This window comes from Bacillus sp. MSP13 (assembly GCF_000815295.1).
GTDB classification, from domain to species: Bacteria; Bacillota; Bacilli; order Bacillales; family Bacillaceae; genus Bacillus; species Bacillus vallismortis.
This window is the reverse complement of the sequence record NZ_JXAQ01000013.1, coordinates 202,311-218,316: the sequence shown is the minus strand read 5'-3', so window position 1 is coordinate 218,316 and position 16,006 is coordinate 202,311. Positions and strand designations below refer to the sequence as shown.

The window sequence follows — 16,006 nt, the reverse complement described above, 5'->3', positions numbered from 1 at the left end:
AAGGGCTGTGAGCAATCAGCTGTGAAGAAGCTTTTTTTCCGCCTGTTGATTCTGAATCAAAGCAAACAACTCATCCTGTTCTTGAACAACGGTGAATCCATAAGCGCCGGCAGCTGAGTCATCACCTATACAGACGATGGGAGGCCGGTTCGCTGATGGTTCCGGTGAAATGCCGATTTGTTCGCCTGTGCTGATCAATTGCTGAACGGACGGTTTGCTTGGACAGATGATCATGTGCAGCGGAGATTCATTGACGGTTCGCTGAATCATGTGGGTGAACCGGTCATCTATGACGTTTTCATGGGTGATATAAAACGAACAGGACTCATGCTTCTGCATGTTTTCCACTGAATGACGGCTCCCGACCACAAGACGTTTTTCTGAATCTGGCTGAACGGACGAGACGAGAAAACCCCGTTTCTCAAGCTCCGTCTCTGCATGTTCAGATGCCGCACTTAGTCGGGCTGTCAGCTGGCGGATGTCGATTTTCTTGGATGCCAGCGCTTGGAAAAATGCACAAACCGCATGGCGCGATGTGAAAAAAATGTCTTCAAATATGCCGATTTTTCGAAGAATCTCTTCATTGACAGGCATGTTCTCAATCCGCCATTTCGGCCATTCGATGACATCGGCACCGGAAGCACGCAGCTTGTCTGCAAGCGGGTCTTCATCTTCGCCATGAGTGACCACCATCATATGCTGTCCGATGAGCGGTTTGCTTTCAAACCAGCTGTGTGTTTGAAAATTGACGATATCCCCGATGACGATAATCGCAGGGTTTGTAATCTGGTGTTCTTGTACTTTTTGCTGAATGTTCTCAAGCGATCCTTTCACGCTCCGCTGGCGGCCCCATGTTCCCCATTGGACCACAATGACAGGGACAGAAGGCGATTTTCCGTATGCGATGAGCTGCTGGCAAATATAAGATAAATTCTTGACGCCCATGTAAAAGACAAGGGTTTGAACGCTTCGGGCAAGCCCCTCCCAGTCCAGATTCGGGGTTCCTTTTAATGATTTGTCATGCGCGGTAATCATGGCAAAAGACGATGCGAAATCCCGATGCGTGACGGGGATGCCGGCATATAACGGCGCTGCAATTCCGGAGGTGATGCCCGGCACCATTTCATAGCGGATGCCATGCTCATGGAGAGCATCTGCTTCCTCGCCTACTCTGCCGAATACACTCGGATCTCCGCCTTTCAAACGGACGACGGTTAATCCCTTTGATGCTTCTTCAACCAGCAGGGCATTAATGTCTCTTTGTTTCATAAAATGGCGGTCTGGCCGTTTTCCGCAATAAATAAATTGGCAGTCTGATGATGCGAATTCGAGCAGCTTCGGGTTGGCGAGCCGGTCATATAAAATGACATCCGCTTCCTCCAGCGCCTGCTTCCCTTTAATGGTGAGCAGCCCGGGATCGCCGGGGCCCGCTCCCACGAAATATACGATTCCGTTCTTCATGATCATGTCATCCTTCCGTCACTGTGAAAAATGAAGGGTCACTTGAAAAGTGATCCAAAGCGTGTCGACAAGCTCTTGCATTCGTTATCAGGCCCGCGCATTGGCGCTCGCTCAAAAAGGCGAGCGGCTACAAGCGTCCTGCGCGAGCGCCGCTGTCACAGGATGATGCGGAAGTCTGCGCCCATGCTCGGCCGTCCTGAACTCAAGGATTTTCAACACTGAAAAGAGGACAACATCCTAAAACCTTAACCCGCTTTAGGATGTTGTCAACAATCTGGGAATCACTTGAAAAGCGATTCGGATGTTTGGTTAATATAAAAGATAAACATGTTCTCCTTCGACCAGCGTTTCGTATGTTTTGACACATCCGTGATCTGGTTCTTGGACGATTCCATCTTCTAAAGAGATTTTCCAGTCGTGCATCGGGCAGAAAACATATTCGCCGCTGACGATGCCTTCCGCCAGGACGCCGCCCTTGTGCGGACAGCGATTTTCGATGGCCCGGATGCTTCCGTTTGAAAGCTTAAAAACCGCAAGCTCCTTATCTTCAATATACACTGTTTTGCCTAATTGTTCAGGTAATTCTTCAATTTTACTGATCCATACTTTTGTTACGCCTTTGTTTACCATGTCCATTCCTCCTTCATGTTTGTTTTTTGTCATTATGATGTGGTCACGACGTTTTGAAATAATTCATTAGAGCTTTGTTTGTTTTCCAAAAAGCCCTTCCATGGATCCTTGTGGACAGAGAGTGTTTCGTTCATTCGGCCGTTTAGCTCCTGCCGTTTTTCCGGATCGTTTAATACGGATTGGACATGGGATAAACCGACGCGCTCAAGCCAGGCGGAAGTGCGCTCCAGATAGTTTGCGGTTTCCCGGTAATATTGCAGGTAGGCGCCTGCGTATTCTAAGACTTCTTCATTTGTTTTCACCTTCATCAGCAAATCACCGGCGCGTAAATGGGTTCCGCCGTTTCCTCCGACGTAAAGCTCCCAGCCTCCGTCAATGCCGACAACGCCAAGGTCCTTAATGCCGGACTCTGCACAGTTTCGCGGGCAGGCAGATACGGCCATTTTCACTTTGTGTGGCGTGTTGAGTCCTTCAAATTTTTTCTCAAGGTCGATGCCTAATGCCATGGAGTCTTGCGTGCCGAAGCGGCAGAATTGCTGGCCTACACATGTTTTTACTGTGCGCAGTGTCTTTCCGTACGCGTAGCCTGACGGCATATCAAGATCTTCCCATACCTTCGGAAGGTCTTCTTTTTTCACGCCGATGAGATCAATCCGCTGGCCTCCGGTCATTTTCACGAGCGGGATCTCATACTTGTCGACGACATCGGCGATCTTGCGCAAATCTGTGGAGTTGGTCACGCCGCCGTACATCCGAGGCACGACTGAATATGTTCCGTCTTTTTGAATATTGGCGTGCATTCGTTCGTTTACAAAGCGGGAAGTACGATCATCCTCGTATTTGGTTGGATTGATCATGCCTAGGTAATAGTTAAGGGCCGGCCGGCATTTGGAACAGCCTTCTGGCGTTTTCCAGCCGAGTACGTTCATGATTTCTCTTGTATGTGACAGCCCTTTGGCTTTGATTTGTTCTACGACTTCATCTCTTGACAATGTGGTGCAGCTGCAAATCGCTTCTTTTTGCGCTGATGCATCAAAGTCTGATCCGAGCGTATGTTGGAGGATTTCTTCTACGAGCGGCTTACAGCCTCCGCATGAACGGGATGCACCGGTGCATGCTTTGATCTCGTCCGTTGACGAGCAGCCCTTTTCCTGTATGGCTAGAATGATGTCACCTTTTGACACGCCGTTACAGCCGCAGATGATTTCATCATCGCTCATCGCTGCGGTAATGCTTGTGCCGGCTTCTTGATTGAGAGGCTGTAAGATTGAGATTTTAGAGGTTTCAGTGATATCGGCTTCTTTTTGAATCATAGAAAACAGGCGGTTGCCCTCGCTGCTGTCGCCGAATAAAACAGCACCGACAATTTGATTGCCTCTCAGGACGATTTTTTTATAGATGCCATCCTGTTCATCGAAGACTTTAATCGCTTTTTTCTCCTCTGATTCATCAAAGTCACCGGCGGAGAAAACCTCGACGCCTGATACCTTTAGCTGAGTAGAGAGGACGGAACCTTCATACGGTTTCGTTTCGATGCCGCATATATGCTTCGCCAGCACTTTTGCCTGTTCATAAAGCGGCGCCACGAGCCCGTAAGCCATTCCCCGGTGCTCAGCGCATTCGCCGACCGCATAAATATGGGGGATTTCAGTTTCCATATAATCGTTGACAATGATACCGCGGTTCACCGGAATGCCGCTTTCCGCGCCAAGCTGTGTATTCGGGCGGATGCCGACAGCCATGACGATTAAATCAGCTTCAATGCTTGTGCCGTCTTTGAACCGGAGACCTTCGACACGGCCATCACCGATAATTTCTTCGGTTTGTTTTTCAAGTAAAAATGTCATTCCTTGTTTTTCTAATTCGTTTTGCAGCAGGCGCCCAGCCGTTGCATCAAGCTGCCGTTCCATCAGAAATGGGGCAAGGTGGATGACAGAGACATCCATGCCGAGATTCAAGAGCCCGCGTGCGGCTTCCAAACCAAGCAGGCCTCCGCCGATGACGGCAGCTTTTTTATATTGTTTGGACGCGGCGAGCATCGTGTCTGTATCTTTTATGTCCCGGAAAGCTGTGACGCCTTTTTTGTCTGCGCCCGGAATCGGAAGGATAAAAGGGACAGATCCGGTTGCCAGGATCAATTCGTCGTAAGGCTGGATTCTGTCTGCATCTGTGATGACTGTTTTGTTTTCCGTGTCCACTTTGATGACTGTTTCATTTGTATATAATTGAATATGGTTTTCTTCGTACCAGTCCCAATCGTTTAACGTAATATCTTTAATGTCTGTATCGCCTTGAAGCACTTTTGATAACAGGATTCGGTTATAGTTGGGATGCGGTTCGGCACCGAAAATTGTGATCTGAAACTCGTCTTTTGCAACACTCAGTATCTCTTCAATGGCCCTTACCCCGGCCATTCCGTTTCCAACAAGAACTAGCTGTTTTTTTCCCATCAGATGATCCGCTCCTTATCAATGTTTTTTTCAGCGTAGCACAGCAAAAAGAAATATTTAAGATGCATGTTATAAAATGTAACAAAATATACGAAAAGTTCTAAAAATTTTATGAAAAATTTAAAAAGGCCTGATTCGGACGGCGCACACCTTAAAACCGGGCATTTTGCAGGCTGGATCTAAGGTCTCGCCGATTAAATCATTCACATTTTGAGCATCTGCCCAATGGATGGGAACAAAAACGGTGTCTTTTCTGATTTGATCTGATAATTTGCTGCGGACGGTGATGCTCCCCCGCGGCGATTCTATTTTTACGAGCACACGGTCTTCAATTTGAAAGGACGCTGCTGTTTGCGGATGGATTTCCATAAATGATTCAAAATGTCTCGCGGCAAGGGCGGCGCTTTTTCTCGTTTGGACGCCTGTTAAGTAGTGAGCCATGACTCGGCCTGTCGTTAAATAAAGCGGGTAATCGGCTGTCGGCTTCTCTTTTGGAACTGCCGTGTCGTTTGGAATCACACTTAGTGCCGCTTTTTGATCCGGATGTGCGAATGAGTCCGCAAATAAGCGCCCGGTTCCAAGGTGATCAGGTTCCGGACACGGCCAATGAATGCCGCCTTCACGCCTGAGCCTGTCGTATGTGATGCCCGAATAATCAGCAATCCCGCCCCGGCTTGCTTCTCTTAATGTCACGCGGCCTTCGGCATTTGTCATGGTGCCCTCATCTTCTAAGTAAGAGGAGGCGGGCAAAATCACATCTGGTATGTCGCCGTCTCAGAAATAAAGATGCGGATGTATAGGTTTTCAAGGACACGTTTCGTGCGTGTCTTTTTATTTTCTCTTGATTTTCATCGGTGAAGCGATCAAAATAAATAGTAATAATTACGATTTATTGATGAGAGGAGTTTTCTGATTGAATCAACACACGCTGCTGCTGGAAAAACCGGAGCGACTTCAATATTTTGGGTCGGTCAGTCCGCTGAAAGGCGATAAACCTGTAGAAAAAGAAAAAATGAAGGATCTGCAAAACATCAGAAAAGATTATTTTTTTGACATTCAGCATGTAGGTGTCGCTAACGTGTCCCATCCGGTCACAATCACTTCTGTCATGGCGCCTGCTAAGCAAACAACGGCCGCAAACTTTACAATGACTTGTGATTTGCGGAGAAATCAAAAGGGAATTAACATGAGCCGGTTAACAGAGCTGCTTCAAGCCTATCATCAAAACGGCTGGATTCTCTCATTTTCCATACTTCAGCAATTTACGAAAGAGCTTGCGGAAAACATGGGCCAGTCCTCCGCATCAGTCGAAGTGCGGTTTCCATGGTTTTTCGAACGAAAAAGCCCGAAGCTTGAGAAAGCGGGCCTGATGCATGCTGACATATGGATGTCTGTCACCTATCGGGAAGATCAGCCGTTTGAACAGCATGCCGGCATCTCAGCGAAAGTAACGACCCTGTGCCCTTGCTCCAAGGAAATCAGTGAATACAGCGCCCATAATCAGAGGGGAACGGTCAGCATTTGGGCTGACATTCATCCGGCTGCATCGCTGCCAAGTGATGTTAAAGCCGATTTGCTTCATGCAGCGGAATCAAATGCCTCCGCTAGACTGCACCCGGTGTTGAAGCGCCCTGATGAAAAAGCCGTAACAGAAACGGCATATGAAAACCCGAGATTTGTGGAGGATCTCGTCCGGCTGATCGCTGCCGATTTGTATGAGCTTGAATGGGTGACAGCTTTTGAGATTGAATGCCGCAATGAAGAATCGATCCATCTTCACGACGCCTATGCAAAGCTGCGTTTCTCGAAACAGGAGGATCGAATATGAAACTCTTATTATTTGTTGCAGTTCTTGTACCGGCCATCCTGCTCTGGCCATGCGGAAGAACACACAAGCGCTGATAAGAAGAAAACGGCAGATCACGCAACGTCTGAGCAAAAGACAGAGGAAACCAGCATTGATTGGACAAAGCCTTCAGGCGGTGAATACCCGAATATCAAGGAGAAGCTTGTCTGGATTGATGTGAAAGACCAGAAGGCTTACCTTAAAGAAGGAAGCAAAACCTTATATACAATGATTGTCTCGTCAGGACTGGATCAAACAAAAGATGACGCTACGCCAAAGGGCACCTTTTATATAGAGCCTGAACGGGGAGAATGGTTTTTCTCTGAAGGATATCAGGAAGGCGCGGAATACTGGGTCTCATGGAAGAACCATGGCGAATTTCTATTTCACAGTGTACCGATGACAAAGGATAAAAAAGTCATCGAAAAAGAAGCAGAAAAGCTAGGGATGAAGGCATCTCATGGATGTATCAGACTGGCCATCCCAGATGCGAAATGGATGTATGAAAACATCCCTCAACATACAAAAGTTGTGATTGGCTGAATGGAAAAGCAGTTGACAAAAAGGAAAAAAGAACATACTATTTAAATCGTAACAATTACGTTTTGTAGAGAGGAGATTCTCCTATGTATAAATGGCTGACCATTGGCGGCGGCATCCAAGGCTCAACCTTGGCTGTGCATCTTGTGAAAAGCGGAAGGGCATCGATTGAGGAAATGGCTGTCATTGATCCCCATGAACGGCCTCTTGAATGCTGGAAACGAAACACAAGCCGCATTCAGATGAAATACTTACGCTCTCCTTCGGTTCATCACGTAGACACAGAGCCGTTCAGCCTGCAAACGTATGCGGATAAAAGCCAATGGCCGGAAGTGTTCCTTGGAAGATATAAAAGGCCCTCGCTGTCGCTCTTCAATCAGCACTGTGAGACGGTGCTGGACGAGATACAGATTGATCAAGCATGGAAAAGGGGCATGGTGACAAATCTGAGAAGGGAAGATGGATTGTGGGTAGCGGAGATAGATGGCGCCGGAACACTCACGGGTGAACGAGCGGTTTTAGCCATGAGTTTTTCCCATCAGCCCTTTTGGCCGGAGTGGGCAAAACCATTTCAGTATGACGGCGTTTATCATGTCTTTGACAGAGATGTACACGGTGTAAGCAATAAAAGGGTGCAAATGGCAGTTGTCGGCGGGGGGATAACGGCGGCTCATTATGCCGTAAAGCTCGCAGATGACGGCCATGATGTAACGATGCTGGCGAGGCATCCGTTTCGGATCTATGACTTCGACAGTGATCCGGGATGGCTTGGTCCGAAATATATGAAAGCATTCAGCGAAACGTCGGACTATCAACAGAGAAGGCAATGGATTACAAGCGCCAGACACCGCGGCTCTTTTCCAAAAGACATGTCAAGAAAGCTTGCTGTCTATAGGGAAGAGGGCAGAATAAAAGTCATTCAGGATGAAATTGAGTCTTGCCAAAAAACAGATGACGGCAAGCTAATGATACACGGAAAAACCAGCCAATCGCCATCTAAATACGAGCGTATCGCACTGGCAACAGGTTTTACTTCGGACATCAGCCGGTTCGATTGGGTACAGAGAGCAGCGCAAGCGGAGCAATTGCCTTATGCAGGCTGCGGTTTTCCGATCGGTGGCAAGGATTTGGAATGGGGAAAAGGAATATATGTGATGGGAGCCTTTGCTGAATTAGAAATCGGGCCGACAGCGAGAAATATTTACGGAGCGCGAAAAGCTGCTTACACCATTACATATACGGCGAAGCATACAAGTTAAATCGTAATGATTCTATTTTAAGAGGGGGACATTCATATGAAAAAAATTCCGGTTACCGTACTGAGCGGTTATCTTGGCGCGGGAAAAACAACATTGCTGAACAGCATTCTGCAAAATCGTGAAGGCTTAAAAATAGCCGTCATCGTCAACGATATGAGCGAGGTGAACATTGACGCGGGATTGGTTAAGCAGGAAGGCGGTCTTTCCAGAACAGATGAAAAGCTTGTGGAAATGTCAAACGGCTGCATTTGCTGCACGCTTCGTGAGGATTTATTAATTGAAGTCGAGAAACTGGTAAAGGAAGGGCGGTTTGATTATATCGTAATCGAATCGACGGGAATCAGCGAACCGATCCCGGTGGCCCAGACTTTTTCTTATATCGACGAAGAGATGGGGATCGACCTTACAAAATTCTGTCAGCTGGATACGATGGTGACAGTGGTTGATGCCAACCGTTTTTGGCATGATTATCAGTCAGGCGATAGCCTTCTGGACCGCAAAGAAGCATTAGGAGAAGAAGATGAAAGAGACATTGCCGACCTCTTGATCGATCAAATCGAGTTTTGCGATGTTCTGATCTTAAATAAATGTGATTTGGTCAGTGAGCAAGAACTCGAACAGCTTGAAAAAGTCCTTCGCAAACTGCAGCCAAGGGCCAAATTCATTCGTTCCGTCAAAGGAAATGTAAAACCGCAGGAGATTTTGCATACAGGGTTATTTAACTTTGAGGAAGCGAGCGGATCAGCCGGCTGGATTCAAGAGCTGACGGCAGGCCATGCGGAACACACCCCGGAAACAGAAGAATACGGCATTTCTTCATTTGTGTATAAGAGACGTTTGCCGTTTCATTCTACACGGTTTTATCATTGGATGGATCAAATGCCAAAGAATGTGGTCCGCGCAAAAGGAATCGTCTGGTGCGCCTCGCATAACAATCTCGCTTTGCTGATGTCGCAAGCTGGGCCGTCGGTAACGATTGAGCCTGTATCGTATTGGGTGGCGGCACTGCCAAATCTTGAACAGGAGCAAGTCAAACAGCAGGAGCCGGAAATTTTGGAGGACTGGGATCCGGAATTCGGCGACCGGCTGACGCAGCTGGTGTTTATCGGAACCGACTTGGATGAAGAAGCGATCACGAAAGAGCTTGATCAATGCCTGCTGACTGAGTATGAATTTGATTCCGACTGGTCGCTGTTTGAGGACCCATTCAAGTGGAAGCTGTATCAATAGGAAAAAAGCCGTCTCCTGAGGAGCGGCTTTTTTAATGAAACGTTTGTTTAAACATAATGAGCGTATTTTTTCTCAAGGATATTCTGAAAAGCGGCCGCTGCTGAGCAGATGGCCCAATAAATGAGAGCGGTCAGAATATACATGGTCATGTAATCAAACTCTCTGCCGCCGATGATTTTCGCATGCTGGAGCAATTCCGGCACTGTGATCATCGCAGCGAGAGAGGACGCTTTGATTAAGTCGAGCAATACGTTGGCAAGCGGAGGGAGCGCAATACGGACCGATTGCGGCAAAATGATGCCCCTCATTGTCTGCCAATAGGAAAGACCGAGAGAGGATGCGGCTTCCCACTGTCCTTTTTCAACGGATGAAATCGCTGAACGGTTAATTTCCGCAATGTAGGCTGCGCTGTTCAGGCTAAAGCCGATTAGAGCGGCAGTGACTGCGGAAAATTCAATCCCGATATAAGGAAATCCGAAATAAAGGATAAATAAGATCACTAAAATCGGGACGCCCCGCATAAAGGAAATATAGAGCTTCGCCGGCCATCTTAACAAGGCGAGTGTAGACATTCTGGCAAGTGATATGAACAGGCCGAGCACCGTTCCCGCAAACATGCTCACAAATGAGATGAGCAGTGTATATCCAATCCCTTGTATGACATAAGGAAACGAGTCAATCGCCAGCTTTGTGTTGAAAATATATTCCCACTGAATGCTATTGATCATGGCGTCCGATTACAAATCAACGTCTTGAACGTCGACTTCCAGTTTCTTTGATACATCTGCTTTATTGAAGAATTGTTTCGAGAGCTTAGCCAAAGTGCCATCCTTGCTCATCTCTTTCAATGTTTCGTTCATCTTTTTCTGTAGTGCCGCATTGCTTTTTTTCATGACGAGCGCCTGTTTGTTCGGCATATACTTAATGTCAGGATGGATCGTAATATTGAGATCCGGGAATGCTGCGAGCGCAAGTGTCTGCAGGTAATAGTCATTTAAAATGACATCAGTGCGTCCGTTGGCGACATCTTTTAAATACTGCTCATTGGTCGCATTATCATAAATGACTTCTTTGGCGCCGTATTTTCTCGCTACATCCATGTAGACTGTCGTAGCTGCGCCAGCCGCTTTCTTCCCTTTTAAATCCTTAAGCGTTTTAATTCCTGATAAATCGTCTTTTCGGACAATAGCTGTGCCGTATGAGTATTTATATGGAGTGGAAAACGCGAACTTCTTCTCGCGATCCTTTGTCACATCGATGTCATTTGCGGCTGCGTCAACCTGGCCGCTGTTCACCGCTGTCAGCATCCCGTCAATTCCCATCTCCTTGAACTCAACCTTTAGCCCCAGGCGTTTTGCCGCTTCACGAATGACTTCAACCTCATAGCCCGTCAGCTTATCGGAACCAGAATCGGTATCGTGGTAAGAAGTGGGATAAAGCGTGCCAGATGTAGCGACAACGATTTTTCCTTTGTCTTTGATCTGATCCCAGCCTGTATCCTTGGAATCGGCTTCATTTTTGCCGGAACAGGCTGCCAATATGAGAAAGAAAGCCATTGTGAAACTGAATATAACGGCTTTTGATTGCATGAATGATTTCACCTTTGTTTCCCCCAATCTGTTAATCAACTAAAAAGATAGCATTGAACATAAGGGGTTGCAATATGTTGAGCTCGTTTTCAAAAAGTTAGAATTGTGTAGACAAATGCGTGTGCACGTTTAAAAGCTGCTATGAAGGGAAGGAGTGATAAAAAAGGAGTTGTCCATGGATGAAAGCATTGACATACCAAGGAAAAGAGCATGTTGAAGTGAAGGATGCAGCTGATCCAGGGATTCAACACGATAAGGATGCCATAATCCGTATTACCGCAACAGGCATTTGCGGCTCCGATCTTCACCTGTATAAAAATGGGATTCCGGCCGCTCCGGATTATATCATCGGTCATGAACCAATGGGAATCGTTGAAGAAGTCGGAAATGAAGTCAAAACGCTAAAAAAGGGTGACCGTGTCGTTATTCCGTTTAACATCGGCTGCGGAGAATGCTTCTACTGCAAGCACCAGATGGAGAGTCAATGTGATGAATCAAATCCAAACCCGCATACCGATGCCGGCGGCTTATTCGGTTTCTCCGAATTCAACGGAAATTTTCCGGGTGGACAGGCTGAATACCTTCGTGTCCCTTACGCTGACTTTTCTTCCTTTAAGGTGCCGGCAGACAGCGATCTTGAGGATGAACAAGTATTACTTCTATCGGATGTCATGCCGACAGCTTTTTGGAGCGTGGAGCACAGCGGTGTGAAAAAAGGTGATACCGTCCTGATTCTCGGATCGGGGCCAATTGGCTTGATGGCGCAAAAATTTGCTTGGATGAAAGGGGCAAAACGTGTCATCTCCGTTGACCAAGTCCCGCATCGGCTTGAACACGCAAAGCGGACAAACGGGGCGGAAACATTTAATTTTTCGGAACACGATGAGATCGGACAGCTTCTTTATCATGAAACAAACGGCGGAGCAGATGTTGTCATTGATTGTGTGGGAATGGACGGAACACCGCTTTTTCAAGAAAATACGTCTGAAAAGCCGAATCAATTCGGTACGATCAGTCCGATCCTCACCGCTTCTGAAGCCGTCAGAAAGTTTGGCACAGTCCAGCTGACAGGGGCATATATCTCTCAAGCGGACGGTTTTCCGCTCGGCGATTTCTTTACCCGAAATGTATCAATCAAAATGGGCCAGGCGCCCGTCATCCATCTGATGCCAATGCTATATGAAATGGTGAAGCAGAAAGAAATCGATCCAACCGACATTATTACGCATAAATTAAGGCTTGCTGATGCCCCTAAGGCATATGATATATTCGATAAGAAAGAAGATGGAAACATCAAAGCAATATTGAAACCATAATGGGGGAGTCAAATGAATATTTACAAACCAGCCGGATTCTGGATCAGACTGGGAGCTTCATTGTTGGATTACATTATAGTCTCTGTTCCTCTATTGCTGATCTATTGGCTGATTACAGGAAAAGACCCGAACGACAGCATGTTCATCAGCTTGATTGTTCTCCTGTACTCTATTTTGCTGCCGGTGTTTTGGAACGGCTACGTTATCGGAAAAAGAATCTGCGGTATCAGAATCGTAAAAAAAGACGGATCACAGGTCAGCCTGTTAACGATGTTTTTGCGGGTTATTGTTGCCGGCCTGGTTTACACATTAACATTCGGCCTAGGCTTAATCGCCAGCCTGATTATGATCGCCGTGCGGGAAGACAAACGGACACTGCATGATGTAATTGCAGGAACGTATGTCACTTACGCGTCTCCGGGTGAAGCAGAACTTTATACTGACGAACAGATCAGAAAGAGCGAATAATGGTTCGCTCTTTTTATTTTGCATGCATAAAAAATGAAATGCAGCAAAACATATGAAAAAAGAAAAGGAGGAATAAATTGGATGAAACGAATGAAAATAAATATCATCATTTTGTTCTTAGCCGCAGCTGTCATTTCTCTGACCGGCACAGCTGAAGCCTCTGAAAAACAGCAGCAGCCACCCGCAAATGTAACATTGACAGATCAGCAAAAGAAAGAAATTGAACAGCTTGAAGCAGACATACTGAAAAAGCGTAAAGACGTTGTCTCGAAGTATGTGGAATATGGTGTTCTGCCTAAAGAAAGAGGAGAACACATCAAAAATCATATGGACAAACACTTTGAAATGATGAAACAAAATGGCTTTGTTCCAAAGCCTCACCCCCATCCGCATAAATTTGAAAAAAGACATTAAAACGGTAAGCATCCAATGGGAATTGGGTGCTTTTATCATGTGAATAAGCTGCTAGTAACAAATAAGTGAAACTTGAGAAAATAATATCGTATTGGTCATTTATATCGTATAATAAGATATAAAAGGGGTGTGTACGATGGAATTGGATTTCATAACTAAGTTAAACCAGCAGTGGACAGATATTTATTATTTATTACATTACAAACATAAAGACAATATTTCTCACCAGGCAATACGGCTCATGCAGCATATTGAAAAGCGAGGCGAAGCAACAATAGGGGCTTTGGCTGAATACTTGTCTGTCTCTCACAATACAGCGTCAGAGCATACTAAACGTTTAATTCAAAAGGGATTTGCGGCTAAACGGCGAAGTGACCAAGATGAACGAAAGGTTTTCGTTTTCTTAACACAAGAAGGAAGAGCTGTTCTTGAACAGCATACACAGCTAGATAAAGAGAAATTAAAACAAATCATTGAACGAATGAGCACATCAGAAAAGGATTTACTTGAACAGGCCTTTGAACTTTTAAGTAAGGAAGCTAAACAATGGCAGTCCTAAGCAAAGTGATCATCTCTGCGTTGATTATTGGTTTTGTAACTGAAATATCAAAAAGACATCCGACCTATGGAGGAATCATAGCCGCTTTACCCTTGGTCAGTTTATTAAGCCTTTTTTGGATGCGAATGGAGGGTGAAAAAACAGCTCAATTAAGCCAATTTGCATCAGGTGTGCTTAGAGGAATCCCTGCTACAGTTTTTTTACTTGCTATTTTGGCGTTTTTGCTGAAAATTCATGTGCCATTCTGGTTGGCGGTATGCTTTGGATTACTAGGATGGGCTATGTTTTTATACATACAGAAGATTTTCCTCAATATATTATGTAACTGAAAGGAGATGCTATGTTTTTAAAAAAGGTTACTCTTCTTCGAGATAAGATTTCGGACTTTGGCAGGTTTCCTTTTTCTATCCCGGCTATCAGCCAATTACATGACATTTTATTTACTAGCCAAGTAACTTTTTTTGTAGGAGAAAATGGATCCGGTAAATCTACTTTGCTTGAAGCGATAGCACATAAATGTGAATTCAATACAGCGGGTGGAAGCCGAAATAATGTCTATGAATTACAGGAGTCAGATTCTCACTTAGGCGATTACATACGCTTGTCTTGGCTTCCAAAAGTAACAAATGGCTTCTTTTTAAGAGCTGAATCGTTTTATCATCTTTCTCTTCATCTGGATAAGATGGAATTAGATGCTCCTCAGCCATACCGTTCTTATGGCGGGAGGCCGCTGCACGAGCAATCACATGGAGAATCCTTTATGTCTTTGTTCCGTCATCGTTTTAATGAAAAAGCGATTTATCTTTTAGATGAGCCAGAAGCGGCACTTTCTCCAGCCAGGCAGTTGGCTTTTTTGAGGTTAATACATGATTTGGTGAAGGGTGGAAATGTGCAGATGATCATTGCGACTCACTCCCCGATCCTCCTGGGCTATCCCAATGCAAATATTTTAAGCTTTGATGGTGGAAGGATACATCATACAGATTATGAGGAAACAGAACATGTTCAATTAACACGATATTTTCTTGGACACAGAGAAAAAATATTGAATGAGCTGTTCCGAGATTGATATCGAGTTGATATAAAACGCGTTTCACAGCCTATGATAGGTTTATCAAATATTTCAGGAGTGATAACACACTATGATCCGTCAGCATCCATACAAATCCGTATCTTTTTTGGTAGCCATTCAGCCAGCTTAACAGATTTGTCAATCGCGATGAGGAAAATACACATGATTTAAAACGCTTGAAGATAAAAAGCTTTTATTAGTATCAGGATGTCAGTAAGACAAACGGAGAGAGTTTATAAAGAGTCCCTGAGAGTCATGCTCTCAGGGCTTTTTCATTACACAGAAACAGCATCAATAATATAAGTGTCGGCGTGCAGATCTGACATCTCAGCCGGCACCGTCCAGCATGTCAATTGATAGTCTCCTTTAGGGAGATCAAAGGACAGCCTTTTAGACATAATGCTTTCAATTTCAATTCTGTTTTCTGTGACTTGAAAAGGAACAGTCACTTTCTTTTCGTAGGAGTTTACAGTTTCTGAACTGTTCAGGCGCAAAAGAATAAAGGCCTTTGTATTTCTCTGTGCTTCAAATGAAATCGCTCCGTCCGCCGCAGCAAATCCTTTTTCTATCGCTTCGTCAGTCCAATCCATAACAGGAGGTGCAGAATCCTTTTGAAATACAGTAAATTGATGATATGAAATCGACAGTTCTTGTGGCTTCCATGACTTGATCAATGTGCTGTTCCTCCTCTAACTGTTTACTGAATGGTGAATAAAACCTTTGTGCCATTTGGATAATCGGTAAGCTGATGCCCGACCCAGGAGCCTGCACCGCGGTTGTCTGCGGGAGAAATATATTCTACTGAAGCTCCCTCACCGCCTTCTTTGCACATGGCCATTGGCCATTCATCTCTGTCATACCCCGTTTTAGGAGGTACGTCTTTTAATGATTGCTCGCGGCGTTCCTCAGCGCCGTCTCTGTCGATGGTGCATACATCTGAGTGCCCCTCATTTATCGCATCCTCAATATGTTTTGCCGTTTCGGGATAACGGTCCGAAGGGAGGGCGATTGTTTCGTCATATTCATTCGTTTGAGACGTTTTTTGATCAGCTGAGAAAAAGTCTCCCTTGATCAGGCCGACAGCTGCAGCTGCTATGACGACGATGACGAGAAGTATCGTTTTTATGATGTCCATCGTGATGTTCACCTCCCGCTTTTAGCAACGTTAAAAC

The 16,006-nt window shown here is 45.5% G+C and carries 16 protein-coding genes and 3 pseudogenes; 11 read left to right on the top strand and 8 right to left on the bottom strand.

What is annotated here, in order from left to right; genetic code table 11:
• Nucleotides 1-15: 15 nt before the first annotated feature.
• From cobA to SC79_RS15975, 4 genes and pseudogenes are all read right to left on the bottom strand, one after another.
• Nucleotides 16-1,467 (bottom strand): uroporphyrinogen-III C-methyltransferase, encoded by a 1,452-nt coding sequence (cobA, locus tag SC79_RS15990; RefSeq protein WP_082022767.1) that lies wholly within the window; start codon nt 1,465-1,467, stop codon nt 16-18.
• A gap of 303 nt (nt 1,468-1,770) precedes the next feature.
• Nucleotides 1,771-2,091: a nitrite reductase small subunit NirD gene (gene nirD, locus SC79_RS15985; protein ID WP_039075896.1), complete on the bottom strand. Its 321-nt coding sequence runs from the start codon at nt 2,089-2,091 to the stop codon at nt 1,771-1,773.
• A 32-nt stretch (nt 2,092-2,123) separates the two neighbouring features.
• Nucleotides 2,124-4,541 carry an NADPH-nitrite reductase gene (gene nasD, locus SC79_RS15980; RefSeq protein ID WP_039075895.1) on the bottom strand — a complete coding sequence of 806 codons (2,418 nt, stop codon included), beginning with the start codon at nt 4,539-4,541 and terminating at the stop codon, nt 2,124-2,126.
• A gap of 120 nt (nt 4,542-4,661) precedes the next feature.
• Nucleotides 4,662-5,335: pseudogene (locus SC79_RS15975) on the bottom strand (molybdopterin oxidoreductase family protein); the annotation flags it as partial.
• Nucleotides 5,336-5,454: 119 nt separating this feature from the next.
• Here SC79_RS15975 and folE2 point away from each other — a divergent pair.
• The 4 genes and pseudogenes from folE2 (at nt 5,455) to zinU (ending at nt 9,416) form a co-directional block, all read left to right on the top strand.
• The gene (gene folE2, locus SC79_RS15970; protein ID WP_039075894.1) at nt 5,455-6,369 is read left to right on the top strand and encodes a GTP cyclohydrolase FolE2; all 915 of its coding nucleotides are present in this window, start codon (nt 5,455-5,457) and stop codon (nt 6,367-6,369) included.
• Nucleotides 6,366-6,930, top strand: a pseudogene (locus tag SC79_RS15965) (L,D-transpeptidase). Before folE2 ends, SC79_RS15965 begins: the two are co-directional and overlap by 4 nt.
• An 83-nt stretch (nt 6,931-7,013) precedes the next feature.
• The gene (locus SC79_RS15960; RefSeq protein WP_039075892.1) at nt 7,014-8,186 is read left to right on the top strand and encodes an FAD/NAD(P)-binding protein; all 1,173 of its coding nucleotides are present in this window, start codon (nt 7,014-7,016) and stop codon (nt 8,184-8,186) included.
• Nucleotides 8,187-8,222: 36 nt separating this feature from the next.
• Nucleotides 8,223-9,416, top strand: coding sequence for a zinc metallochaperone ZinU (gene zinU / locus SC79_RS15955; protein ID WP_039075891.1), 1,194 nt, complete (start codon nt 8,223-8,225; stop codon nt 9,414-9,416).
• A 47-nt stretch (nt 9,417-9,463) separates the two neighbouring features.
• Here zinU and SC79_RS15950 read toward each other — a convergent pair whose 3' ends face one another.
• Nucleotides 9,464-10,144 carry an amino acid ABC transporter permease gene (locus tag SC79_RS15950; protein WP_039075890.1) on the bottom strand — a complete coding sequence of 227 codons (681 nt, stop codon included), beginning with the start codon at nt 10,142-10,144 and terminating at the stop codon, nt 9,464-9,466.
• A 9-nt stretch (nt 10,145-10,153) separates the two neighbouring features.
• Nucleotides 10,154-11,017, bottom strand: coding sequence for a transporter substrate-binding domain-containing protein (locus SC79_RS15945; RefSeq protein WP_082022765.1), 864 nt, complete (start codon nt 11,015-11,017; stop codon nt 10,154-10,156).
• Nucleotides 11,018-11,184: 167 nt separating this feature from the next.
• Between SC79_RS15945 and SC79_RS15940 the strand changes: the two genes are divergently transcribed.
• The 7 genes and pseudogenes from SC79_RS15940 to SC79_RS21390 form a co-directional block, all read left to right on the top strand.
• Nucleotides 11,185-12,321 carry a zinc-dependent alcohol dehydrogenase gene (locus SC79_RS15940; protein ID WP_039075889.1) on the top strand — a complete coding sequence of 379 codons (1,137 nt, stop codon included), beginning with the start codon at nt 11,185-11,187 and terminating at the stop codon, nt 12,319-12,321.
• A gap of 12 nt (nt 12,322-12,333) precedes the next feature.
• Nucleotides 12,334-12,789 carry an RDD family protein gene (locus tag SC79_RS15935; protein ID WP_039075888.1) on the top strand — a complete coding sequence of 152 codons (456 nt, stop codon included), beginning with the start codon at nt 12,334-12,336 and terminating at the stop codon, nt 12,787-12,789.
• A gap of 81 nt (nt 12,790-12,870) precedes the next feature.
• Nucleotides 12,871-13,203: a YckD family protein gene (locus tag SC79_RS15930; RefSeq protein ID WP_039075887.1), complete on the top strand. Its 333-nt coding sequence runs from the start codon at nt 12,871-12,873 to the stop codon at nt 13,201-13,203.
• A gap of 136 nt (nt 13,204-13,339) precedes the next feature.
• Entirely contained in the window at nt 13,340-13,762 is a 423-nt protein-coding gene (locus SC79_RS15925; protein ID WP_039075886.1) for a MarR family winged helix-turn-helix transcriptional regulator, read from the top strand.
• On the top strand, nt 13,750-14,091 hold the full coding sequence (locus SC79_RS15920) for a DUF3147 family protein (RefSeq protein WP_010330228.1): 342 nt from the start codon (nt 13,750-13,752) through the stop codon (nt 14,089-14,091). The genes SC79_RS15925 and SC79_RS15920 overlap by 13 nt, the downstream gene beginning before the upstream one ends.
• 11 nt (nt 14,092-14,102) lie before the next feature.
• Nucleotides 14,103-14,831, top strand: coding sequence for an AAA family ATPase (locus SC79_RS15915; protein WP_039075885.1), 729 nt, complete (start codon nt 14,103-14,105; stop codon nt 14,829-14,831).
• 137 nt (nt 14,832-14,968) lie between these two features.
• A pseudogene (locus SC79_RS21390) lies at nt 14,969-15,034 on the top strand (hypothetical protein); the annotation flags it as partial.
• Between the two features lie 75 nt (nt 15,035-15,109).
• Here SC79_RS21390 and nin read toward each other — a convergent pair.
• Both nin and nucA read right to left on the bottom strand, forming a co-directional pair.
• Nucleotides 15,110-15,508, bottom strand: a complete 399-nt coding sequence (nin, locus tag SC79_RS15910; RefSeq protein ID WP_039075884.1) for a DNA-entry nuclease inhibitor — start codon at nt 15,506-15,508, stop codon at nt 15,110-15,112.
• A gap of 23 nt (nt 15,509-15,531) precedes the next feature.
• On the bottom strand, nt 15,532-15,981 hold the full coding sequence (gene nucA, locus SC79_RS15905) for a DNA-entry nuclease (RefSeq protein ID WP_142354790.1): 450 nt from the start codon (nt 15,979-15,981) through the stop codon (nt 15,532-15,534).
• Nucleotides 15,982-16,006 lie beyond the last annotated feature (25 nt).